Raw genomic sequence first — 24253 nt, 5'->3', positions numbered from 1 at the left:
AGACCGGCTAACATTTTACGCCGGAGAGGGTGAATGGTCAAATGAATTGCGATACGATCAAAACAGCGGCGGCTTCGCGCCTGTCTCGCCCTGCCGTCGCTGAACCTTCCGACAAGCCTCCGAATAAGTTCAGCTCGGTAGAGGACTCTGCGTATGCCCGATTCGGACGACCGAACCCGCGCCTTCCTTCACGATCTGACAGTGGCCCCGCTGTGGGGCGAGTGTTTTAACCGGCTGCTAATGGAAACCATTACTTTGCCGGACAGTGGGCGTGTGCTGCTCGTCGAATGCGGTACGGGCGGTTTAGCGATTGAGTTAGCGCATCGGTTGCGTGAAACTGGCACGGTCACAGCGACTGACAGCAATCCGGCGCGCCTTCAGCTCGCCCGCGACAAATGTCAGGTCGCCAAACTCGACAACCTACGCCTGCTCAATCCTCAGGAACTGGCGGATGATCCAGTAAAGGACGGCTACGATCTGGTTGTAGGCGACGCCTCGCTGCTGCCTGTCGAGGCGTTAGAGCCGATGCTGACGCTGCTGCGCGACCGCGTTGGGGAAGGTGGGCAGGTTGTCGCATACGCCGTGTCGCGCGGTAGCTTTGATGAGTTTTTCTCAATCCTCTGGGAGGCGCTCTACGAATGCGACCTGGCGGAGACGCTTGCCGCGCCGCTTGAGGCGCTCCTGCGCGCTTACCCAACTAAGGCCGACTTGCGTACCCAGGCTACTGCCGCTGGGCTGCATGGCGTCAATGTCGTTGTTGAGAAAGAAACCCTCAAGTTTGACAGCGGTCAAGACTTTCTTGAATCGCCGCTGATTGCCGGTTACTGGCTTGATCGGTGGTTAGCCATTGTACCACCGGAACGCCTTGAGGCAGTCAAGACGGCGGTGTGCAACATCATTGACCGTGATTACGGAACTTATCCATTTGAGATCAGTGTCAAGGCGGCGCTGCTGATAGGACAAGCAGAACCGTTGAGCGCTGACGAAGAAGACAGTGCTGGCGCGGAAGACGATGAGGAGGATGACGACACCCTAGAGGCGGCAGAAGATGAGATGGACTTTTAGTTTTCAGAAGCTCCCGGAGAAAAACCCGACGCTCTGGCGCTCAGAATGGTGGTGGCTGGTGCTGGTGGTTGGGTGGCTCTGGGCTGACGGTTGTTTAGCTGAAGCGGCAGTTCAGTCCCCGGCTGATCCAGCGGTGCGTGTCATCACCCTGTTTGAAGCCGGACAAGACGCCCATCAAGCTGGCAAACTCACCGAAGCGCTGGCGCTTTATGAGCAGGCGCTCGCGCTGGACGATGCTCTTGCGCCTGTCCACTTCCAGCGCGGCATGGCGCTGCTGGCACTGCAACGTCCAACCGAAGCCGTCGCCGCCTTTGAGCGGTGCGTGACACTCCAGCCGGATTTTCCCCATGGCTGGGCGCGGTTGGGCGCAGCAGCCGTCGCTGCTGGTGACGCTGCAAAAGCGGAACAGGCGCTGACCAAGGCCCTCGAACAGAATCCAGAGGATGCGCAGACCCGCCGGCAACTGGCGCGGCTGGCGCTTCTACGCGACGCCCCCGCCGCTGCCCTTGACCGGCTAGGGCCGCTGGACGCTGCCGACCCGGAGGCCAACCTGCTCCGTGGGACGGCGCTGTTTCAGATGGGGCGGTTCGCCGACGCTGTGGCAGCGTTCTCACGGACGCTCACCCGCGAGCCAAGCCACATAGAAGCGCGGCGACGACGCGGCGACGCCTACGCAGCGCAGGGCGACTTAGAGAGGGCGTTGGCGGATTGGCGGACGGCGTACGCCGCCGCTCCAGAAAGTGAACTAGCCGGTGACATTGTCAGCGCACTGCTGCAACTGAACCGTACCGACGCCGCACGCGACTTCCTGAAGACGGCGCGCGCCACCTTTCCCACAGACGCCCGTCTCGTCGCCCTTGAAGCCGAAATCGCTGGGGACGCGGCGTTGACCGAAGCAACCCATCTCCTGCGCGCCGGCCGGTTTTCCGAAGCCGTCGCCGCCTATGTCCTGCTTGTCGAGCGCGCCCCAGAAGCCGTTGCGCCCCGCGCTGGACTAGCGACGGCTCTGTTCAAACTCGGTCGCTTTGACGAAGCGGTTCGGCACTTTGACATCCTGCGCCGGAAACAACCTGAAGTGGCGGCGACCTACTTTTTTCTGGGCGTCTGTTATGACAAAATGGGCGACTACCGAACGGCGCTGGCCGCCTACGAGGCGTTCTTAGCGCGCGCCAACGGTGTTCACCACCGACTCGAAATTGAAAAAATCCAACTTCGGTTGCCCAGTTTGAAGCGGCAAGCTGAACAATCGAAACCACGGGAGCCATAGGCGGACGGCGTCGCCGTGGCTTTTCTCAGCATGGAGGTCACGACGATGCAGCGTGCGAGATTGTGGTTCGATGGTCGTTTGGTACGCCGAATCCTAAGTTTCTGGCTCTGGATTGTGGCGCTTGGGCTGAGCGTCTGGGCAGATGAGGCCGGGCAAACCCTGGCGGCGCTTCCTGCCGGGCTCTCCGAAGCCGAGCAGCAAGCGCTTCAGAAAGCAACCGATCCCAAAAGCCACCTTGAGGCCTGTTTGAAAATCAGTGCCGCGCGGCTGACGACTGCCGCCGAGGCGGTCAAGCGCGCCAACTTTGACGCTGCCGCCCAATCGCTGCGGGTTTACACCGGCCTCATTAACTACACACATAGCTACACGCAGCAAACCGCTAAGGAAAAAACGCGGCGGCAGATGCTTCGCAAGCTTGAGACGACGCTGCGGCAGCAGTTGCCGTTGCTCGAATGGCTGGTGAATAGCCTGCCTGACTATCAGGAGGGCTGCGCCCGCCAAGCGTTGAACCGCGCCAAAACCATTCGCCGCGAATCCCTCAATGCGTTCTTCGGCGACGAATTTCTCAAAGCCAGTATTGAAATGACCACAGAGTGACCAACTGATCTTGAACAATGGCGGACCTTTTGCATCGTTCCGGGCTTTACTTGGCGGCTGTCCTGTCTTTGCTAGCGGCGGCGGTCGGCGATGTTGTCGCCGGCCAACGACGCAACGATGCATTCAACGAACAGGAAATCGAACGCATTCGCGAGGCGCAGGAAATTGACCGCCGCACGGAGGTTTTTCTCAAACTGGCGACGCGCCGTCTCAACGCCCTTGAGGGACGGCCTGATCAGCTTCACAAACGCGAGGAGTGGGGCGAGCCGCCAAGCGGCACACCGCGTCAACTGCTGGACGCCTACACCCGGATTCTTGACGAACTAGCCGACAAACTCGACGCTGCTGCGGAAACCAAGGGGGAAAAAGATCCCAAGCTTCGCAAGGCGTTGGCACGGCTGCGCCACGAAATGGAATCGCATATTGTCCGTCTTGAACGGCTTGCCGTTACAGACGACGAACTGGCGGTGTACCGTGCTGCTCTGCAAACAGCCCGGATGTTGCTGGACGGCGCAAGCCACGCGCTGTCCTCGTCGGGTCTGCCAGCCCCACAAAACTGAGTCTTACGTTCGGAAGCGCCGCGCGCTCCCTCAAACGAGCGAGAGCCGTGAGTGAGCTTCCGCCGCACGCCCGTAGCCTTGAGAGGCGCGCCGAGACGCGCCCTAGTACCGCTAGTGTTTGACGGGCTAGCCTGATGCGACTGTTTGATCGTTACCTTATCCGCGAAATCATCCCGTACACCGCCACCGTCTTCTTTCTCCTGACGGCGGTGATTTTCGTCCACGAGGCCGGGCGTTTTTCAGAACTCTTTGTGGTGTTTGGCCGGCGTGGTCTATCGAGTGCGCCGCTAATTGTCTTGGTTTTCTCGCTTCTGCCCGGCATCGTGATCTTTACCTTGCCCATCGCCTTTTTGATTGGCGTCATGATGGCGATGGGGCGACTTTCGGGAGACAGCGAAATTGTGGCGCTGCAAGCCGGTGGGGCTGGCCCTTGGGCTCTGCTGCGCCCCGCGCTGTTGGTCGGCGCCGTCGTGACGGTCGTCACTGGCTACAACACGTTTTATCTACTACCGGTCGCCGTCAATTCACTCAACCAACTCAAGAAGACCCGCTCAGAGCTGCTGCTGCGCAGTATTGAAACCTACATCAAGCCCGGCGCTTTTACGGAAGATTTGCCCGGCAAGATTCTCTACGTTGACCGCAGCGACGGCGAAGGCGGTTGGCGACGGATTTTTATTGCTGAGGCGGCGGATCGGCCGAACCAAGAGCCTAAAATCTACTCGGCGGAATCCGGCCGGTTGGTCGTCGGGAAGACGTTGCAGGACAGTGAGCTGCGCTTGGAGAAGGCCCGTGTGTACAGCCAAGAAGCGCGGCAACCGGATGATGATGCAAGCTACTTTATGAACGCTTCCGGTCAACTGACGGCGAGCTTTTCGCTTGGCAGGGGCGACGAGGCGGGTTCGGACCTGCAAGCGCGGCCGCCAGGACCGGAACTGTTGACCTTTCCGGCGCTGTGGGCCTTCAAGCCGGCGGATGCGGCGCAAGCGCGCGCCGCCGCTACGGAAATTCACAAGCGCATTGCCCTGCCTGCGGCCTGCTTGATTTTCGCCCTGTTCGGCGTCGTCTTGGGCGTTAGGAAACTACGTAGTGGGCGGTCAGGCGGCCTGTTTGTCGGGATGATCTTGGCGATGGTCTTTTATCTGCTGCTGCTGGGCGGGGAACGCTCCGCCCGGAGCGGGGCCGCGCCGGTTATGCTTGCCGTCTGGCTTCCGAACCTTCTGTTTCTGGGGCTGGCGGTCGGGCTGCTCAGTGGGTTTGGCGCGTGGGCGGCACAGCGCCTCAACCGGGGTTGGTTTTGGTGCGGCTGGAACCGGCTACGGCGTCTGGCCCAACATCTACGCCGTTTGGCGGCGGGCAGCGAGCCGACCTCGCTGACTCGGCCGGCTACCGTCTCGGTGGCGTCGCCTCGCCGACGCCTTGGGTTTCCACGCATCCTTGACGGCCTGATTTTCCGCGACGCCGTTCATTACTTCTTACTCGTGTTGTTTGGGTTGGTCGGCGTTTTTCATGTCTTCACACTGTTTGAGTTGATCAACTCGATTGTACAAAACCGCATTGGCCTTGGGGTTGTCGTTGGCTACCTGCTGTTTCTAACGCCGCAGGTTGTGAACTACATGACGCCCTTTGCAGTGTTGGTGGCGACGCTGGTGACATTTGGGTTGCTGGCGCGCACTTCGCAGCTTGTGGTGCTGTACGCCAGCGGACAGAGCCTCTATCGCCTGTCCGTTCCGCTGGCGCTTGGGGCGGCTTTGGCGGCTGCGACCATGGCGACCACGCAGGAACTTGTCTTACCGGCCTCCATTCAGCGGCAGGACTACCTGCGCTACCAGATTCGCGGCGGGACGCTGCCGCCGCAGACGTTTCACCAAAAAAACCGGAAGTGGTTTCGCGGCCGCGACCATCGTATCTTCAACTTTGCCATCTTCGACACCGACCGGAACGAGTTCGCAAGCTTCAGCATTTATGAACTGCATCCGACAACGGCGATGCTGCTGTCGCGCACCTATGCTGCCAAGGCCCGCTGGGACCCTATGACGGAGGAATGGGTGCTAACCAACGGCTGGCGGCGTACCTTCTCCGCCGATGGCTTGGCGACCAGCCGCCGGCCGATTCAGGAAATGCGCCTCAAACTGAGCGAAACGCCGGATTACTTCAAACAAAGTACGACCGACATTACCAAAATGAGCGTTGTCCAACTCCGACAGCAGATCGCTGAACTGACAGCGCAGGGGTTGGATGTCGAAAACCTTGAGCGCGCCGTTCAAACCAAAATCGCCGCACCGCTGGCGTGCTTTGTGATGGTGTTGGTAGGCATCCCGTTCGCGCTGACAGTCGGCAAACGCGGGGCGATGGTAGGTGTCGCCGTCGGCGTCGGCTTGGCGGTGCTGTTTTGGGGAACGGTGGGCTTGTTTGAGCAACTCGGCCATTATCGTCTGTTGCCGGCGTTTTGGGCGGCGTGGGGGCCGAATCTCCTCTTTGGAAGCGGCGGACTTTACCTTCTACTGTCGGCGAAAACCTGATACGCCCGGCGGCGCGACGAGGGTTTTCGGAAGGTTTCCAGAAGTTCGACAAGACAAACGTTATCGTGAAGTGTTAGGCTGAGTACGCTCCATCGGCTGAAGCGACAAACGACACAGCCGTACTCCACTTTCCACCCCCGCCCACGCCGTTTTGTACGCACCATGCGCTTTGTCGTCTTGGGTACGACGGTCGGACTGAATGAGCCGTCATTCATTGCGGGGAGTCGCGTGTTCGCCCTATGACCGCCAAAAACATCATCTTCATTGTGTTCTTTTTCGCCTCCGTCGCCTATTTCCTATTCAACGCCTGGCGGCTGATTGAGTACATCCGCGTTGGGAAGCCGGAAAACCGCTTCGACAACCTGCCGCGCCGGTTCTGGAACCTACTCGTGGTTGGATTCGCTCAGACGAAGATCATGCGTCAGTGGTGGGCCGGCGCGCTCCATGTCACCGTGTTTTGGGGGTTCTGCATCCTGACGCTTGCTTCACTGGAAGTCGTTCTTGAAGGCTTTCACCCACGCGCATCACTGTACTTTCTGCCGGGCTATGGGGTGTTGACGTTCCTACAGGACATCTTCGGCGTGCTCGTGCTGGCGGCTTCTCTGACGTTTCTTTTCCGCCGCTACGTCACCAAACCCAAACGCTTCTCCGGCGCGGAAATGAAACCCGCCAGCCGCCTGGACGCCACCATCATCCTGTTGATGATCATCGCGCTAATGGTCACGATGTTTGTCGCCAACGGTACACACCCGGCGACAAACAGTGTCATTTTCGGGAATCGTCCCATCTCAGATGTTGTCGGTTTCTATTTGGGCGGCAACCAAAACGAGTTGCTTTTCGAGGCGGCGTGGTGGACGCACGCCGTTGTATTGCTTGTCTTCCTGAACTACCTGCCGTTCTCGAAACACCTGCACGTCATCGCCTCGTTGCCGAATGTGTTCTTTGCCTCGCATCAGTCGTCCGGCGTCCTGCCCAAAATGGACCTTGAAGCGGAGGACGTAGAAACCTTTGGCGCTTCTGATGTGGAGCATTTCACTTGGAAACAGTTGTTTGACAGTTACACCTGCACTGAGTGCGGACGCTGTACGGCGGTCTGCCCGGCCAACAACACCGGCAAACCGCTGTCGCCGCGCAAGATCATGATGGACTTGCGCCGCCGTATTGAGGAAAAAGGCGAACTCACCGTCGGCAAACTTGGTGCTTTTACGAAAGGCGTGGCGGCGAACGGCAACGGTCAGAGCGAACTGCCGGAAAATGTCAAAGAGGTTCTGACGCGCAAAATCGTCGGCGAGGGCTTCATCACCCCGGAAGAACTCTGGGCCTGCACAACCTGTCAGGCCTGTATGCAGGAGTGTCCGGTCAGCATTGAGCACGTTCCGACGATTGTGGACATGCGGCGCTACCTCGTTTTGCAGGAAGCGGATTTCCCCAGTGAACTGAACACGCTGTTTACGAATCTTGAGAACAAATACTCGCCGTGGGCGTTCAGTCACGACGGCCGCGCCGACTGGGCCGACGGGCTGGATATTCCGCTCATGTCTATGATCGAGGCCGACCAGAAAAACGTCGAAGTGTTGTTCTGGGTCGGCTGCGCTGGCTCATATGACGACCGCTACCGCAAGGTGGTGCAGTCCGTCGCGCGGTTGCTCAAAAAAGCCGGCGTTTCATTTGCGATTCTCGGCAAGCAGGAAAAATGCACTGGTGATCCAGCGCGGCGCGCCGGCAATGAATACTTGGCGCAAATGCTCATTCAGGAAAATGTTGAAACGCTCAACAGCTACAAGTCGCGTTTCAAGACGGTTCTGACCTCCTGCCCGCACTGCTTCAACGCCATCAAAAACGAGTGGTCGCAGTTCGGCGGGACGTTCGAGGTCATGCACCACAGCCAGTATTTGTCGAAGCTGGTCGCCGAAGGCCGCATTACGCCGACACAGAAGATTGAGGCGACGGCGGTCTATCACGATTCGTGTTATCTGGGGCGTTCAAACAACGTCTATGAAGAACCGCGGCAGGTTCTGGTGCAAATCGGGGCGAAGTTGACCGAAATGGAGCGCTCCCGCGACAGGGGCATGTGCTGCGGCGCAGGCGGGGCGCGGATGTGGATGGAGGAAGCCGGTGAGCGGGTCAATGTCGAACGCGCGCGTCAGGCGCTGGAAACCAAGCCGGATGTCGTCGCGGCGGCATGCCCGTTCTGCATGACGATGCTGACCGACGGCCTCAAGGCGCACAACGAAGAGCGGGTGAAGGTGTTTGACATCGCCGAACTGCTTGATCAGGCGACGGGCGGCGACAAGCGGGTCTGAGCGTCAACCACCCGTCTCGAACGCTCCACGCGCCGCCCAATCGCTGGGCGGGGTCTCACCGGCGACTTCAACCAGTCGCAAAACGACCTCGCCCAACGACCGATCCGGCGTAGATGCCCCGGATGTCAGCCCAATCGTCAGCTCGCCCGGCGGCAGCCAGTTGCGGGATTGGATTTCCCTACCGCAGAAGGCCGGTTTGTGGCGAATAACCTCGGCTGACATAATGCAGTCGGGCGCAGCGATGTGGTAAGTCGGACAGACGGCGGAAGCCATCTCGCAGAGGTGGCCGGTGTTGCTGCTGTTGTAGCCGCCCACGACAAACATCAGGTCAGGCGGGAAAGCGAGCAACTCGGCCACCGCGTCTTGTCGGACTTGCGTAGCGCTGCAAATAGTGTCAAACGACCGAAAACGGAAAGGGGCTTCGTCTTCGCCATACCGCGCGACAATGGCGGCGCGCAGGCGTTCAGCGATTGCTAGCGACTCGCTCGCCAGCATGGTGGTCTGATTGGCAAGGCCAATTCTTTCAAGGTCGCGCGCCGGATCAAAACCCGGCGAGGCCGCTCGTACGAAGAAGTTCTGCAAAGTCGCTGCTGGCTGCGTGCCGGCGATGACTTCCGCCACGAGTTCCGCCTCCTCAAGATTGCGCACCACAACATACCGTCCGCCCGGTACAGCTAATATGTGAGAACGGGTGGCCGTTGTTTCCTCGTGATCGTGCTTGCCGTGAATGATGGTCGTGAAGCCATCGCGGGCATAGCGCTCAACGCGCTTCCAGACGTGAACAACCGAACCACAGGTTGTGTCAATTACCGTACAGCCGGTTTCACGCAGGCGCGCCAAATCAGAGACCGGTAGTCCAAAAGCCGGAATGATGACCACATCTCGCGGCGTGACCTGCGCCAAGTCATCCAGTGGGCGGACACCGAGGGCGGTGAGCCGGTTGTTGACCACTGGGTTGTGAATGATTTCCCCAGTCAGGTAAATCGTCTGGTGGTTGAACCGGCGACGCGCTTCGTAGGCCAGATCAAGCGCATCGTCCACGCCGTAGCAGAAACCAAACTCACGCGCTAAGCGGAAGGTGAGCCGTCCAACCCGATACCAGTAGCCCTGCCGGCGAATGGCTTCGATGATGGGACTGCCGAAGTCCCGCGCTACAGCAGCGCGCGTCGCGGCTTGAACGGGCAGGCGCGCCCGCGCCGGGACGATTTCGGACGGCGTGACCGCGACTTGACTTGCCATTGCCGAACATCCTCGCCCTGCAAGATGGCTTGGGGGCAGGACCGACGCGATCGCACCCAGCGGTCACGACGTCATACGCAATCTAACGGTCTGTCTCACCAACCGCCAAGCGGAAATGACGGACGGCGTCCGCACTCTAAGCGGCCGTCAGCCGCCTTTGCGCTGAGCGGCGAGATGGGCTTTGCAAGCCTTACAGGGCGGCGTTTGCTATGGCGTTCACCGACTCCTCCGGCGTAGCTTCTGTCGGCGTTTTCCGCCCATACTCAATGGACAACGGCGGTTGCGGCGCAGGCTCTGCACGTCGCTCTGCAACCGGCGCAGCAACGCCTTCTTTGGCGAAGCTCACCTTGACGGCGGTGCGCCGTGGGCCAGCGACTGTTTTTGCTGCACCGTTTGACGCAGTTGCGGCGCTTGGCGCTTCAGACGGCGCAGCCGCCGGCGGCGACGCTTGAGCAGTCGGAGTCGGCTGGGCCGCCGATTTTCCGGTGTTTTGAATGAAAGCTAACAACTGCTTGAGTGGACTTCCCTGCTCCACCATGCGATCAATCGCCTGGAGCAGAAACGCCCGCGCCGCCGGATTCTCGCTCACCGTAATCAACAACTTGTTGAGCGCCTCAATCAGCGCGGTAATCTGGCTGATGTCCTCAACTTTGGGAATCCGGTCCACCAGCTTTGAAAGGGTTTCATCCAGGCCGAGAGTTTTGCCGATGTCGGTCGGCAGGCTGCTCACAGCGTCCTTCGCCGCCTGCGCGACCCGATAGACAGCGTAACTGGCGTTGGAAACCGGCCGACCCGTACCAAAGGGGGATTCCAGCGATGGCTCCCGAGACGCTGGCTCACGCGGTGCCGGTGGACGCCCTACAGTAGCCGGCGCTTTGAAGGCGACGCCGCGCTTGGCGAGCGATTCCTGCACGATGGTCCGAATCCGCTCCACTTTGGCGGATACGTCGCTTGGCACCACACCGTCTGTCAGGGCGGCGTCGGAAGCGGCGGCTTGTCCGGCCGAACGTTCGGCGTCCCAGACAACCACCGCCTTGGTCAGTGAAAACAGCTCGTCCAGCGCTGGCAGATCCATAATCGGCAGCAAATCCACCCGCGCCGTCAACGGTTTTGAGACCGCCGGTGGCGTGAATTCAAGCGCCAGTTCGCCATGTAAGGTGTCAGCCTGCTTGGCATCCAAGCGGACGCCACGGTAATCCAGCCGGTCAAGGACATCAGACTGCAGGCCGCGCGCCCAGAGGATGAAATGCCGGTCGGTCAAGATCACGTAATCGTGTAGGGTAAGCCCGCCGACCCGCTTGCCGTCGCCGTCGAAAATAATCCCATCAAAGACCGCAATCACGACCTCGTCGGGTTCACGGTGGTACCGGAAGAACTCTTCGACGTGCTTGCGTTCGACGTTTTTGCCGATGTAAGGGACAGGCAACTCCCATGCGACGTTGACCATTGTCGTCCCTCCTCACACCGCCCCAAAACGAGGCGTGGATGAACCTTGCTCTTGCCCAAGCACAGGGTGGGAAGTCCGACCGATGCGCACACAGCCAACGCTGCGCTTCAGACGCCGAACTTCCCAATCCGCCGCTAGCCTTCCGCCGTGAAGCGCGAAGCGGTGGTTTTCCCCGCCGGCACAGCGCCCATGCTGCGCCGTGCGCCGCCGCCGTCATACAGGTTGTCGAACATGCGTCCCTGAATGCGGTCAAAGTTGTAGGCAATGGCGCGGTAAATGTCGCCGACGAGGTTGATGTGGCCCTCAAGATTGATCTCGCCGATTTCGACGATAGAGTCCACGACTTTTTTGAACTGACCCATAGTGACAAGTCCTCCGCAGTGATGGAGAGGAAGTGAGCTGAACTTTGGGGACGCCAACTTAGGTGTTCGCCGGCGACCGTTTCATGCAGGGCGCTCAAGCAGCGCACAAAACGCAACGGCAGGCGCGTTTGCTTACCCTGCCCGCCTATTGCGTAACGATGTCCGGCGCGACAACCTCTTGGGCGGCGCTTCAGCCAACGCCGACCGGAGCTTCAAAACAAATACTCAACCATTCGTTCTGGTACTCGGCATGCGTTGGCTCCAAACCAATCATTGAGGTTGGCAGCCCAACCATACGCCGCTGGTTGCCGATCTGGATGACTAGTTCATCACCGGCGATCCACGTTTCAAGCCGGTCCGGCTCCAGAAACGGCAGCCGAATACGAATCCGGCAGTCATGCTCCGATTTACACATTTCAAAGGGACGCTCGCCGTAGAGCCGCGCCGCCGGATCGCTGTCACCGAACAGGTCGCGCGCCAGCACCCGCAGCCGGTCCATTCCGACAACTTCCGAAGCGTACATCGGCGCGCGCAAAATTGGCAACGGCTGGAACGAGTCCTCAATTTCCGCCAGATACCGCTGTTGCACCGCCTTCCACCCTTCCAAAAACCCACTGTTTTCATGCACCGGCAACAGGCGGTTCACTACAATCGCGTCCGAAAGCAAGCCGTAAAGATTCAGGTACGTCAGCGCCCGCTTGGACTCTTTGATCGCCATTTTCTCGGCGTTCATCACCAAGCGAACGGTGGTCGTCGATCCGTCGCACAGGATGTCGTGCATGACCTCCAGATTGCGAAACATTCGGTCAACTTCTAAAAACACCGCTTCCGACGCCATGTACTTGCGTAACCCCGGCGTGGCGTTGGCTAAGGGGCGGACGATTGGACGCACCAGCGACGCCTCCAGCCCGCGCACTAAGCGCATCAGCCAGTTCATGGTCTGAGGCATGGAAAGCAGCCGCAGTGTCTCGCCGGTCGGTGCGGCATCCACCACAAGGAGGTCATACTCGCCGCTTTCCCGGTACTTGCGAATCCGCGTCAGACTAAACAGTTCTTCCATGCCGGGCAGGATCGCAGATTCATCTGCTAGAACGCCATCCACGCCCTGACTGGCGAGAATTTCAGCAAAGTGCGCCCGTACGAGACCCCAGTTTTCTTCAAGGTCTCGGTAAACATTTGTTTCCAAGGCGTCTAGCCGGTCGGCGACTCGCACCGGCTCTGGCCCCAGCGGCACGTCCAGCGAGTCTGACAGACTGTGGGCTGGGTCGGTGCTCATCACCAGCGTCCGCAAACCACGCTCGGCGGCCAGCAACGCCGTCGCCGCCGCAACACTGGTTTTTCCAACCCCGCCTTTGCCGGTGTAGATGATGATTCTCATACGTTCCGTCTTCTCGTCGCGTACAAACTCGTCAAGCCTCAACCCTCAGAAGGGGGTCAGCGAATGGCGATGGCGTAAGCCATCATGCCCAAGACGTAGAGCGTCGTACCGGTTGCGTTGTACCACGGCGCGCGCGCTTCAGGGTCGCGCACGAGCTTCACTTGCAAGGGCAGTTGGGCGACAAGTAGCCCAAACAGCACGCCTGCCCAAAGCCATGCGCCGTACCACACCAAGACGCCGACGCAGGCCAGTTGCGGCAGGTTCATGATGTGGCAAGCCACCCGCGCCGCCCGTGGAATGCCAAGCTGCACCGGCACCGAACGGATGCCTAGCGCCGTATCGCCGGGCACGCTCTTGAAGTCATTGAGCGTCATAATTCCGTGCGCGCCAATGCTGTAGAGCACTGCGCCGACGACGCTGGCGGGCGGGAACGCCCCGGAGACCGCTAGGCAACCCGTCGCCCACGCCACGCCCTCATAGGCGAAACTCACCAGCGCATTGCCGAACCACCCATTGCGTTTACCGCGGACAGGCGGGGCGCTGTACAGCAGCGACATCACAAAGGCGGCGATAGTAATCGCCAGCACCGGCCATGCGCCGACCACCCACGCCATGCCAAAGGAGGCGACCGTTAGCAGCGTACACAGCCACAAACCCTGCGTTTCCGTGATGCGTCCCGATGGAATCGGACGCTGCGGTTCGTTCAAACGATCCACTTCGCGGTCGCAGTAATCGTTCATCACCTGCGACATCGAACACATCAGCGGCCCGGCCAAGATTGCGCCCAGAAAGAGCTTCCAAAGAAACTCCCCAGTTGGGGCTGCGCCGCTGCTCACCGCTCCGCACAGAAATGCCCACATCGGCGCAAACCACGTAAGCGGCTTCATAAGTTCAAGAACCGCGCGCCAGAAATCGGCCCGTGAAAGGGTCAATGGAGCGGGGCAAATCTGCGATGCGTACTGATTAGCCATTGGCGTCGGCGGCCGGTTCGTTGAGTGAGACAAGGCCGGTTCCACGGGGAATCGTTGGGTCAACGGGACGTTTCCCTTCCAACTTCGCTCATGGCAGGGTTCGGCGCAATGGAAACTTTTACTGTCGAAAGGCTTTCATCCGGCATGGTAACGTTGGCTGCCGCACGGGGCATAACAACACGGGGCATAACAAGATGGGAAAAGCCCGGTGACGACCTTCAGCAGCTCATGCAACAGCGTACGGTGACAGCGGCGGCTTGGCTCAGGACGGCCTGTGCGCTTCTGGCGGCGGCGACGCTCGGCGCTAGCCTTTTCGTCGTTGTTCCTTCAGTCGGCGCACAGCGTCCGGCGGCTGTTCCCGCCTCGTCGCCGTCCGCGTCAAGACCAGACGCGCCGCCGGCGCCGAAGTCGGCGCTGCAAGCTTTTGCGGAACAGTTGGCGGCGCGTCCAGCCCTGCAGGGCGCGCGCATTGGGATTCGGATTGAAGACGCCGAAACCGGCGCAGTGTTGGCTGATGTCGGCGGCGACAAGCGATTTCTGCCAGCGTCAAATATGAAACTGCTGACGACGGCGGCGGCGCTAGACGTGCTGGGGCCGGATTTTCGCGTCCGCACCTCGGTGTATGTCCCCGCACCGGACGCCAATGGCGTCGTCGCCGGCGATTTGATCCTCTTCGGGCGCGGCGACCCGACGATTTCCGCCCGCTTCAATCCCGACAAGAATGACCTACGCCTGACGCCGTTAGAGAACTTGGCTGACCAGGTGGCGGCGGCGGGCGTCAAGGAAATTACCGGCGATATTGTCGGCGATGAAAGCTACTTTCGCGCTGCGCCGCTGGGCGACGGCTGGGGGTGGGACGACCTCCAGTGGTACTACGGCGCGGAAGTGAGCGCCCTTTCCGTCGCTGATAACCATGTAACGTTGACCGTCAAGCCGACGCGCCCCGGCGAACTCGTTCAGGCGACGTTCACCCCAGTGACGGACTATGTGACGCTGCGCAACGGCGCGACGACGGCGGCCAGCAAGGATGCCGACACCTTCGGACTGCATCGCGGCTTAGCGGACAACGAAATCGAGCTTTATGGGCGGCTTCCCGCCAACGGCGGGCGCGAGTTGGGCGTCGCCGTGCATGATCCGGCGCGGTTTGCGGCACATTTGTTTCGGGACATGCTGAGGCGGCGCGGAATTGTGGTACGGGGTGGGGTGCGGCGCGCCGACGCCAACCTGCGCCAGCGGCAGCCCCTTGAGCTGGAAAAGCTCAAGGAAATCGCCTGCATTGAATCACCGCCGCTGGCGGTGTGGGTGCGGACGACCAACAAAATCAGCTCGAATCTCTTCGCCGAGCTGCTCTTACGGCATCTAGGTAAGGCGCGCGGCTCGGCCAATCAAGATGCCGATGCGGCCGGTTGTGAAGTCATCGCTGACTTTATGCGGCGGATCGGTGCGCCGGTCGCCGAACTGAAAATCCGCGACGGTTCAGGCCTGTCGCGCCTCGACAATCTCACTCCGACGGCGCTAACGACGCTCCTGCGTTACATGCGCAAGCATCCGACGTGGGATGTTTTCTACGACTCGCTGCCGATTGCCGGCAAGGATGGCACATTGCGCAACCGGATGAAGGGCACGCGCGCCGCCGACAACCTGCGCGCTAAGACCGGTACGCTGGATGACGTGAGCGCGCTGGCCGGCTACGTCGTTGCTGCTGACGGCCGGGTACTGGTGTTTAGTTTTATGTCAAATCACCTCAACACGGCGCAGATGGCTGGCGTCACCGCTGGCGACGACCTCGGCAGGGCGATGGCTGAATACACCAGCGCTGCCGACCAATGACAAGCCCAGAGCGTCACGGTCGATGCAAAGCATAGAAAAGGAATAATGATCGCTATGCCGAGGATAACGGCGCTACTGATCGTTGTTGGTCTGGGTTGTGGCGCGACTGCTTTTGCGCTGGGTTTGGCGGCCGGGCAGTCGCTTTCGGCACGGACGGCGCAGCAGGCGCTGCAACGGGCGCTCGGCGGCCGTTATGACCGCAGTTACATTCGTATCCGGCGCATCTTGCCCGGCTTTTCGCCAAGCGACGCCATTGTTGAAGCCCAGATTGAGGCGACGTTCAAGTTCACCCGCACAGCGCAAGGCTGGCAGGCGACGGAGGTACGGCTGGCTGACCGTGATTGGCGCAGACTTGACGCTCTGACGCGCGCGCTAACTGACGCGCCCGGCGGCGACCAACCCTGACTATGGCCCACTATCATCTCATTGGTATCTGTGGAACAGCGATGGCCTCGCTTGCTGGGATGTTGTTGGCGCGCGGCCACGAAGTGACCGGTTCGGACGCCAACGTGTACCCACCGATGTCGGACGAACTGGCGCGGTTGGGCATACCAGTGGCGTTGGGCTACGACCCGGCGAATCTGGTGCGCAAGCCGGATGTGGTCGTCGTCGGGAACGCCATTCGACGCGGCAATCCGGAAGTTGAGTACGTTCTGGAACGGCGCTGGCGTTATGCCTCGCTGCCGGAGGTGCTCAAGCAGGAATTTTTGTGGGGCAAGCGGGTATTGGTTGTGACCGGAACGCACGGCAAGACGACGACGACGGCGCTGGCGGCGCATGTGCTGACCATCGGCGGTCTTGAGCCGACATTTCTGGTGGGCGGCGTCGCCGAAAACTTCGGAGCAAGCTTTCGCGTGACGGACAGCGACTACGTGGTGCTGGAAGGCGATGAATACGACACGGCCTACTTCGACAAGGGGCCGAAGTTCATGCACTACCTGCCGGAAATTGGCGTCGTCAACAACGTCGAGTACGACCACGCAGACATTTATCCAAATCTGGAAGCGGTCAAGCTGGCGTTTCGGCGCTTTGTCAACCTGCTGCCACGTACCGGCGCGTGCGTCGTAGGAATTGATTCGCCGCATGCCCGCGAGGTAGTTTCCCGCTCATTTGCGCCGCTGGAGAGCTTTGCGCTTGATGCGCCCGACGCCGTTTGGCGGGCGCATGATGTGGCTTACACAGCGACCGGCATGCGGTTCAGCGTGACGCGGCGCGGCGAACCATTTGGAACGTTTGAACTGCCGACTTTTGGCGATTTCAACGTCCGCAACGCGCTGGCGGTCATCGCGGCGGCGACGTTCTGGGGCGTCGCGCCGGAGCGAATCGTCAAAGGGCTGGCGACGTTTCGGGCCGTTAAGCGCCGGATGCAACTGCGGGGCGAGGTTGGCGGCGTCGCCGTCATTGACGACTTCGCTCATCATCCCACGGCGGTACGGGAAACGCTTACGGCGCTGGCGCGGCGTTTTCGGGGGCGACCGCTAACGGCGGTGTTTGAGCCGCGTTCGTGGTCGTCGCGCAAGCGAGTGTTTCAGGCAGTCTATGCCGAGGCGTTTGACGCGGCCCGGCGCGTGGTCGTCGCGCCGGTTTTTGGTCGTGAAGAGGTGGCCGACGATGACCGGTTTTCACCGGAACAACTGGTCGCCGACTTGACGGCGCGCGGCATCGAAGCGGCGGCCGTTCCTAGCGTGGATGCAATCGTGGCGTATCTGTTGCCACGCCTAGCGCCGAACGAGGTGGTGGCGGTGTTGTCCAACGGGGGCTTCGGCGGCTTACCTGACAAACTACTGGCGGCGCTCCGCGCCAAAGCCGGTTGATGGCGCGGCGGCTGGGCAGGCTGTAAGACGCTGCGCTGGCCTACACCAGCCGTTCCTGCAAGCGGCGCAGCACGAGCAGCGCCGTCTCCGGCGTCAACGCGCCAATGTCCAGCGCGCGCAGTTCCTCAAGAACGGCTTCATTGGCGGCCTCAAACAACGTTGGCTGATCGCGCTGCGCCTTGCCGCGTCGCGCCGGCAGATGTCGGGCCAGCTTCGGCTTGCCCAGTACGTCAAGCTCATTGGCTTCAAGGTTGGCCAGAATCTCCCGCGCGCGCGTCACGACCGCCGGCGGCAGCCCGGCGAGTCGCCCAACCTCAATGCCGTACGACTTGTTGGCGCTGCCTTCTATGACGCGGTGCAGGAAAATGATGTCGCCATTTTGTTCGGAAACCGCCAACTGAACGTTGCGGACGCCGGGCAGGACTCGCGCCAGGTCAACAAGTTCGTGATAGTGCGTGGCAAAGAGCGTTTTCGCCGCATGACGCGCATCATCGTGGAGGTACTCGCACACCGCCCATGCGATTGAAAGCCCGTCGAAGGTCGCCGTCCCGCGTCCGATTTCATCCAGCAGGACGAGGCTGCGCGGCGTCGTCGCGTTCAGGATGCGCGCCGTTTCGGTCATCTCCACCATGAAGGTCGAGCGCCCGTGCGCGACGTTGTCCGACGCGCCGATGCGCGTGAAGATACGATCCGTCAACGGAATGCGCGCCCGCCGTGCAGGGACGAACGACCCGGCATGCGCCATCAGGACGATCAGACCAACCTGCCGCAGGAAGACGCTCTTCCCGCCCATGTTCGGCCCGGTGATGATCAGCAGCCGGTCGGTTGAGTTGTTCATGCGCACGTCATTGGGGACGAAGCGTGTTGTGTACGCCTCGACGACCGGATGGCGGCCGTCCTCAATAAGGAGTTCGTCACCGGCGTGCAGCTCCGGCCGGACATAGCGCCGCCGCGCCGCGACTTCCGCCAGCGCGGCCACGCCGTCAAGCGTCGCCACAATGCGCGCCGCCGCCTGCAAGCGCGCCGCGTGTTCGACCAAAAACGCGCGCAACTCCTGAAAGATTTGCGTTTCAAGCGCGACAAGCCGCGCTTCGGCGTCGCGCAACTGCGCTTCCAGCCGCTTCAACTCCGGCGTCGTGTAGCGTTCGCCGTTGGCGATGGTCTGCTTGCGCTCGTAGTCGCTTGGGACGTATTTGAGATTCGCCTTGGTGACTTCGATGTAGTAGCCAAAGACGTTGTTGAACCGTACCTTGAGCGAGGCGATGCCGGTTCGTTCGCGTTCGCGTTGTTCGATGGCGGCGATAGCGCCGCTTGCGTCATGACGCACTGCGCGTAGCTCGTCAAGTTCTTGACTGAAACCCGGACGCACCACCTGACCGTCGTCAAGTTTGGTGGGCGGCGCATCCACCAGCGTTTCGGCGATGCGCTGGTGGAGGTCGGCGCAGGTGTCCAACGTCTCGCCAAGCGTCACGAGGAGGGACGACGTACAGGTGAGCAGCCGCTCCTTGAGCGCTGGCAGATGGGCGCAACTTTCCCGTAGCGCAGCCGCGTCGCGCGGCGTCGCCATGTTGAGTGAAAGCCGCCCGACCAGACGTTCTATATCCTGAATGCGCCGTAACAGTTGGCGCAAGCCATCGCGCTGCATTGGGTTTTGGTGCAGCTCCGCGACGGCGTCAAGGCGGGCGTTGACGACGGGAAGTTCCAGCGACGGGCGCAGCAACCATTGCTTGAGCAGACGCGCGCCCATGCCAGTTACGGTGTCGTCCAGCACGCCGAGCAGGGCGTTGCGCCGGCCGCCGGCCGCGCCCGCGATGACTTCCAGATTCTTGAGCGTCAGCGTGTCCAACTCCAGCGTCGTTGAGGTCTCAAACCAACTGACGCCGGCTACATGACGCGCATCAGTCATCTGCGTTTCGCGTAGATAACGCAAAACGGCCGCCGCCGTCCCGATGGCATGAGGTTTGCCCTCAAGCCCAAAGCCGTCCAACGACAGGACGCCGAAATGCTCGCAGAGCAGCGTTGCACCGGTGTCCGGCGCAAACCGCCAGTCTTCGGCCAAGGTCAGTGCGGCGGAAAAGCGGGGTGGTTGGGCGCGCGTGTCATCGGTGGAAGTGTCGGGCGACGGCGCGGGTGGAAACGCCGATGCCAGCAACGGCCCCAGCGACTGCGGGGCGAGCACTTCGCGCGGGTCGAAACGCTCCAACAGGTTGAGCGCTGCTTCGAGGTGGCCGTCAGAACGGATTTCCGTAACCAGAAATTCCCCCGTCGTCGCGTCCAGGAGGGCGACGGCGGTCGCCTGCGCGCTCCCCGCCAGCGCCGCCAGAAAGCGATTGTCTGCGCCTTGAAGAAGCTGCTCTTCGATAGATGTGCCGGGCGTCACAATGCGGACGACGGCGCGTTCAACCAACTTCGTCTTGCCGGTCGGCTCTTCTGTTTGCTCGCAAATGGCGACGCGGTAGCCACGTTCAACAAGTTTCGCAATGTAACCGGCGGCCGCATGGTGCGGGACGCCGCACATCGGCACGGGCTGCGCCGTATCCTTGTGGCGGGCGGTGAGCGTCAAATCCAGTTCGCGCGCCGCCACTTTGGCGTCGTCGAAGAACATTTCGTAGAAGTCGCCCAGCCGAAAAAACAACAGCGTACCGGGATGCTGCGCCTTGATGGCTAAGTACTGGCGCATCATCGGGGTTGTCGCCGTGGACACCGACTCGCTGCCTCCTTGCCGATCAGTCGCCAAGTAAGCTTGGTCACGGGAGAATTTCAATGTCGAGTTGTTGGCGACCGGTTACGTCAAACTCACCGGGCGGAAGTTCCTGCTTGAACAGCGTTAGCGTTGACAGCGGCCGCCCGTCGGTTTTCACCCGCGCGCTGCCGACCGTCGCCAAGTACGACGGGGGCAACGCCGGCATAGCCTCGTCGCCAATGACCGCCCCAGCCTCACTGCGGTAGAGCCGAACGTAAAGCCGATCTGGGCGGTGCATCCGGTTTAGCGCGGCGCTCAACTGCCCAAGGGTATGCGCTGCACCGACCACGACGGGATCGATCGTGTCCATCACCCGCCCGTCGCCAACCAGCAGCGTCGCCGGCCCTGGCTGCGCGTCGGTGGGAATCGTCACCGTCACCCGCTCGACAAGATCGCGCCCTGAAGCGTCACGCGCCAGCAACGTCAAGTTGAGGTTTTCACCCCGCCGGACACGCAGCCGGTCGGCCCACAGACCCTCTAGAACGCCGTTGAGCCGCGCGTCGCGCGCCGTCACTGTGACATGGATGGCGCGTACTTTGCCGTTGGCCAAACCGCTGTTGAGCAGCGTCGCCAGTGGCTGTGCGACACTGAAACCAACCCATGTCGCCGGACTAAAATTGGAGACAATTGCGCGCGCAAATCGTACCGGCGGCGCTCCCTCAAGTTCGATCCGGCCTTCCGTGCGCAGCGTTGTCTCGCCAATGCTGCGTTCGGTCGCCGTCAGGCTTGCCGCCACGCCGATGTTGACCAGAATCGGCGACAGAAAAGCGTCCTCAACCATTTCAAAGTGATAGCGCCGTGCCGCGCCCAACGCGCTCTTGACCTCAACCGTCACCGGAATCATCGGCGCCGTCACCCCCAGCCGTCCGCGAATCGCCGCCGAACGATCCTGCGTCATTGCGCCGACCGGCGCTTTAGGAACAGTCAACTTGAATGAGTTGCCAATATTTGGGATGACCGTGACGACCTCACCTTCCGACATTGGAAACATGACGCCGCCAATGCCTCCAGGACTGAAAAACGAATGCCCGAAGGCCAAAATGTCGTCGCCGTCGCGCCACGTCACCGTCCCTGACGCGCTGAGACCGAAGTCACCGCGCATCAAATCCACCGACACTGTTCGTCCGGGCGACAAGGTGTCAGGCGTAATGACGCCCAGCGCGGCAGGCTGCGCCGGTGCGCCGCCGCCGCTGACAATGCGAAAGCCCAACTCCTCAAAGGTCGGCGCGAACGGCGTCAACACGTCCACCGGAAAGCCGGCTGCAGCCAGCGGCGTCGCAATCGGCGTAAAGACCGCGCCGGCGCGCGCCGCATCGCGCAGCGCTGGAATCGTCGCCACAGCCGCCGGGTCAACAAGTACCGGCGCAAACCGACCGCTGCGCCGCGCCGCGAGCGGCTGGTCGCTTTCGGCGAAGACTTCAATCATGTGGGCAATTGGCATGATGAGCGCAATGGGTTCTTTGGCGAAGGCAAAGGCTGCCGACACCGCGCCAACCAGCTTACCGTCAATGAAAACCGGGCTGCCGCTCATGCCAGCGAACACCAGCGTCCGCTCGACGTTGGCCCCGGTCAGACGCGCGACGACAAAGGACTGCTTGGGATTCGGCACACCAGGCAAAACGCCAAGCACTTCGACGCCGAACTCTTCAACCCGGTCGCCTTGAAAAACCGTCCGCCCGACGCCGACCAGTCCCGGCTTAATCGCCGACAAGGGGAAAAATCGTGGGTCGTCAGCCGTGATGCGCAACGCCGACCGCGCCGCCTCGCGCGTTGCCGCCCGGGGCTCCGGCTCGCGCCCCAGCCCTAGTCCGCCGGTCAGGATGAGCAGAGCCAACGAACATAAGCCACGCTGTACGATGCGCTTCCTCATGCCAGCCTCCTGTACTTCCGTGCTGTATTTACCTACGCGGCGCGGCACCGCTCGCCGGGGCGAAGGTCATTTCCTTGAACAGATAATCCGCGCCGGCCATCTTCTCGGTCAGAAACAGCACGTAGCGAATGTCCACGCTGATGGTGCGCTGCGCGTCGCCGTCATACAGGAAGTCATTGCCAAGACCCTCGAAGTTCCCGTCGAAGACGACGCCGATCATTTCCCCGCGTCCATTGAGAATCGGACTGCCGGAGTTCCCACCAATGATGTCATTGGTTGAGAGGAAATTCACAGGTACGTCGCCGAAACGCGGCTCGAAATAGCGGCCGTGATCCTTGCGCCGGTGCAAGTCAATCACCGCCTGCGGCGCGTCAAATGGTTCCACCCCGCGATCCTTTTCAACAACCCCAAAGAGCGTCGTGTAGTAGCGGTAGATTGCGCCGTCCTTGGGCGTATAGCCTTTGACCTCGCCGTAGGTGAAGCGTAGCGTCCGGTTGGCGTCCGGATAGATGAGTTGAGTACCGCGACTAGCCGCCCGCGCCTCGATGTAGCGCGCCCGAAGCGCGCTCACCTCGGCGTTGAAACGCTCCACCCGCTTGCGCGCCGCCTCCGCTTCCGGGGCCAGCGCTAGCAGGAAGTTGACGCCAGGATCATCAAGCGCCCTTAGTTGGGACGCCGACAGCTCAAATAACAGCTGTAAGCGGCCCGGCGTGTCATAGTAGGGCGATTCCACAATCCGGCGGGCGAGTTCCTCCTGCGCCGCCGCGCGCGCCTCGCCTGTTTTGCCTTCAAACAGCCTGTCTAGAAACGCCACGCGCGCGCCGGCGGGCTGCTTGTCGGCCAGCTCAAACATGGCGACAAGTCGTCGCCGTTCAAGCGTCGGATTCCGGTCGCGGAAAAGGTTCGACAGGGTGTCTTTGACGCGCTTGACCTGCGCCTCAACTTGTGGATTGCGTTCCGCCGCCGGTTTTTCGGCTTCGAGGGCGCGCGTCACAGCCAGATTCGCAGCGCCGGCGACTTGACTCGCGAAGCCCGGCAAGCGGGGCAACAGAAAATCCGTGGGGACAAACGGGCGGTACTCCTCATTGAGCTTGGTGAGTTTTGGAATGACATCACCGTACTTGGCCTGGTTTGCCGGCGAACCAGCGATGAACTGCGCCAGCGCGGCTTCTTCCTTGCGCCGTCGTTCAAGAAACTGGACACGACGCAGCGTCCGCTGCGCGCCCTGATAGGCTTTGAGCGAGTTGCTAAGGCTGAAAATCTGCGACGCGAGCGCCAGCGCTGTCTTCCGGTCGGCTTTGGCGGCTTCTTCGAGCGCCGCAATCTGGCCGGTGAAGAAATCAATCAGCAGCGGAATCTGGATGCGTTCACTGGTTTCAACCGACGCGGCTTCGCGGTAGCGGTTGGTCCGGCCCGGATAGCCCATCACCATCGTGAAATCGCCTTCCTTGTAGCCGGCCAGCGAAATCGTCAGGTATTTCTTCGGACGATACGGCACGTTGTCTTTGGCGTACGCCGCCGGGCGGTTGTTCTTGTCGGCGTAAACGCGAAAGAAGGTGAAATCGCCACAGTGACGAGGCCACTCGAAGTTGTCCGGGTCGCCGCCGTAGTAGCCGATGTTTTTCGGCGGTGCATAAACCATCCGCACGTCGGGAAACACGTCATAGACGTACAGGTAGTACTGCAAGCCGCTGTTCATCTCGACGACCTGCGCCTGACGATTCGGCGCGGTGTTGGCGTCCACCAGCTTTTTGCGGTTTTCGCTCAGGCGTTTTTCGCGGTCGGTCGCCGACATGTCCGGCGTCACGCCGTCGAGCATCTCCTTGGTGACATCCTTCATCACATCAAGCACCTGCACCGTGTAGCCGGGCGTCGGCAGTTCCTCGGCGCGGCTTTTGGCGACGAAGCCGTTGGCGACGTAGTCCTTTTCCGGCGTACTCAGGCTGGCGATGCCGTCGAAGGCGACGTGGTGGTTGGTGAGCAACAAACCTTCCGGCGAGACGAATTCCCCTGTCCCGCCGTCAATGATCACAATTGCGTCCTTAAGGCTTGGCCCGTTCGGGTTGTAAATGTCTTCGGGCTTAAGTGCAAACCCTTTGGCGCGCATCTTGGCGAGCGGCAGAGCGCTGATGGCGTCCGGCAGCCACATGCCTTCCTCCGCCCGCGTAGGCGTCAAAAGCCAGCCGGAGGACAGCGCTAAGGCGAGACTTCCGGCGAGTAGTTTCCTATACATGGACGATAAATGTTCTCCGTTGCATGGGATTGGGTGTCATCGCATCCTGCAGACG

At 61.2% G+C, this 24253-nt stretch carries 17 protein-coding genes; 9 read left to right on the top strand and 8 right to left on the bottom strand.

Features of this window, described 5'->3' with window-relative positions; translation table 11 throughout:
- Positions 1 to 153: 153 nt before the first annotated feature.
- The 6 genes from NZ585_00610 to NZ585_00585 all read left to right on the top strand — a co-directional run bounded on the left by NZ585_00610 (position 154) and on the right by NZ585_00585 (position 8311).
- Entirely contained in the window at positions 154 to 1065 is a 912-nt protein-coding gene (locus NZ585_00610; GenBank protein ID MCS7078539.1) for a class I SAM-dependent methyltransferase, read from the top strand.
- On the top strand, positions 1049 to 2332 hold the full coding sequence (locus NZ585_00605; GenBank protein MCS7078538.1) for a tetratricopeptide repeat protein: 1284 nt from the start codon (positions 1049 to 1051) through the stop codon (positions 2330 to 2332). The genes NZ585_00610 and NZ585_00605 overlap by 17 nt, the downstream gene beginning before the upstream one ends.
- A gap of 45 nt (positions 2333 to 2377) precedes the next feature.
- Complete coding sequence (locus NZ585_00600) at positions 2378 to 2929, top strand: hypothetical protein (protein ID MCS7078537.1); 552 nt, start codon at positions 2378 to 2380, stop codon at positions 2927 to 2929.
- A gap of 17 nt (positions 2930 to 2946) precedes the next feature.
- On the top strand, positions 2947 to 3489 hold the full coding sequence (locus NZ585_00595) for a hypothetical protein (GenBank protein MCS7078536.1): 543 nt from the start codon (positions 2947 to 2949) through the stop codon (positions 3487 to 3489).
- 134 nt (positions 3490 to 3623) lie between these two features.
- A complete protein-coding gene (locus tag NZ585_00590) occupies positions 3624 to 6008 on the top strand; it encodes an LptF/LptG family permease (GenBank protein ID MCS7078535.1) in 2385 nt (794 codons plus the stop codon).
- Positions 6009 to 6247: 239 nt separating this feature from the next.
- On the top strand, positions 6248 to 8311 hold the full coding sequence (locus NZ585_00585; GenBank protein ID MCS7078534.1) for a (Fe-S)-binding protein: 2064 nt from the start codon (positions 6248 to 6250) through the stop codon (positions 8309 to 8311).
- A gap of 3 nt (positions 8312 to 8314) precedes the next feature.
- Here NZ585_00585 and NZ585_00580 read toward each other — a convergent pair whose 3' ends face one another.
- From NZ585_00580 to chlG, 5 genes are all read right to left on the bottom strand, one after another.
- On the bottom strand, positions 8315 to 9550 hold the full coding sequence (locus tag NZ585_00580; protein ID MCS7078533.1) for a 4-hydroxy-3-methylbut-2-enyl diphosphate reductase: 1236 nt from the start codon (positions 9548 to 9550) through the stop codon (positions 8315 to 8317).
- A 190-nt stretch (positions 9551 to 9740) separates the two neighbouring features.
- Positions 9741 to 10997 carry a hypothetical protein gene (locus tag NZ585_00575; GenBank protein ID MCS7078532.1) on the bottom strand — a complete coding sequence of 419 codons (1257 nt, stop codon included), beginning with the start codon at positions 10995 to 10997 and terminating at the stop codon, positions 9741 to 9743.
- A gap of 134 nt (positions 10998 to 11131) precedes the next feature.
- Entirely contained in the window at positions 11132 to 11359 is a 228-nt protein-coding gene (locus NZ585_00570; protein ID MCS7078531.1) for a hypothetical protein, read from the bottom strand.
- Between the two features lie 190 nt (positions 11360 to 11549).
- Positions 11550 to 12737 carry a TRC40/GET3/ArsA family transport-energizing ATPase gene (locus NZ585_00565; GenBank protein ID MCS7078530.1) on the bottom strand — a complete coding sequence of 396 codons (1188 nt, stop codon included), beginning with the start codon at positions 12735 to 12737 and terminating at the stop codon, positions 11550 to 11552.
- 56 nt (positions 12738 to 12793) lie between these two features.
- Positions 12794 to 13708 carry a chlorophyll synthase ChlG gene (gene chlG / locus NZ585_00560; GenBank protein MCS7078529.1) on the bottom strand — a complete coding sequence of 305 codons (915 nt, stop codon included), beginning with the start codon at positions 13706 to 13708 and terminating at the stop codon, positions 12794 to 12796.
- A 228-nt stretch (positions 13709 to 13936) separates the two neighbouring features.
- Here chlG and dacB point away from each other — a divergent pair, with 228 nt between their 5' ends.
- Genes dacB through mpl form a run of 3 tightly spaced genes read left to right on the top strand, consistent with a single transcriptional unit; the run spans position 13937 to position 17352 of the window.
- On the top strand, positions 13937 to 15538 hold the full coding sequence (dacB, locus tag NZ585_00555) for a D-alanyl-D-alanine carboxypeptidase/D-alanyl-D-alanine-endopeptidase (protein ID MCS7078528.1): 1602 nt from the start codon (positions 13937 to 13939) through the stop codon (positions 15536 to 15538).
- Between the two features lie 54 nt (positions 15539 to 15592).
- Positions 15593 to 15943: a hypothetical protein gene (locus NZ585_00550; GenBank protein ID MCS7078527.1), complete on the top strand. Its 351-nt coding sequence runs from the start codon at positions 15593 to 15595 to the stop codon at positions 15941 to 15943.
- Between the two features lie 2 nt (positions 15944 to 15945).
- Positions 15946 to 17352, top strand: a complete 1407-nt coding sequence (gene mpl / locus NZ585_00545) for a UDP-N-acetylmuramate:L-alanyl-gamma-D-glutamyl-meso-diaminopimelate ligase (protein ID MCS7078526.1) — start codon at positions 15946 to 15948, stop codon at positions 17350 to 17352.
- Between the two features lie 40 nt (positions 17353 to 17392).
- On the opposite strand, the gene mutS is transcribed toward mpl, so the two are convergent.
- From mutS to NZ585_00530, 3 genes are read right to left on the bottom strand one after another with little or no spacing between them, the layout of a single operon-like run.
- The gene (gene mutS, locus NZ585_00540) at positions 17393 to 20116 is read right to left on the bottom strand and encodes a DNA mismatch repair protein MutS (protein ID MCS7078525.1); all 2724 of its coding nucleotides are present in this window, start codon (positions 20114 to 20116) and stop codon (positions 17393 to 17395) included.
- Positions 20100 to 21965 (bottom strand): hypothetical protein, encoded by a 1866-nt coding sequence (locus NZ585_00535; protein ID MCS7078524.1) that lies wholly within the window; start codon positions 21963 to 21965, stop codon positions 20100 to 20102. The genes mutS and NZ585_00535 overlap by 17 nt, the downstream gene beginning before the upstream one ends.
- Positions 21966 to 21993: 28 nt before the next feature.
- Positions 21994 to 24198, bottom strand: a complete 2205-nt coding sequence (locus NZ585_00530) for a S46 family peptidase (GenBank protein ID MCS7078523.1) — start codon at positions 24196 to 24198, stop codon at positions 21994 to 21996.
- Positions 24199 to 24253: the final 55 nt, after the last annotated feature.

It is taken from the genome of Chloracidobacterium sp. (genome assembly GCA_025057975.1).
GTDB lineage: Bacteria > Acidobacteriota > Blastocatellia > Chloracidobacteriales > Chloracidobacteriaceae > Chloracidobacterium.
The sequence above is the reverse complement of the archived record's forward strand: the minus strand, read 5'-3'. Positions and strand labels throughout refer to the sequence as shown.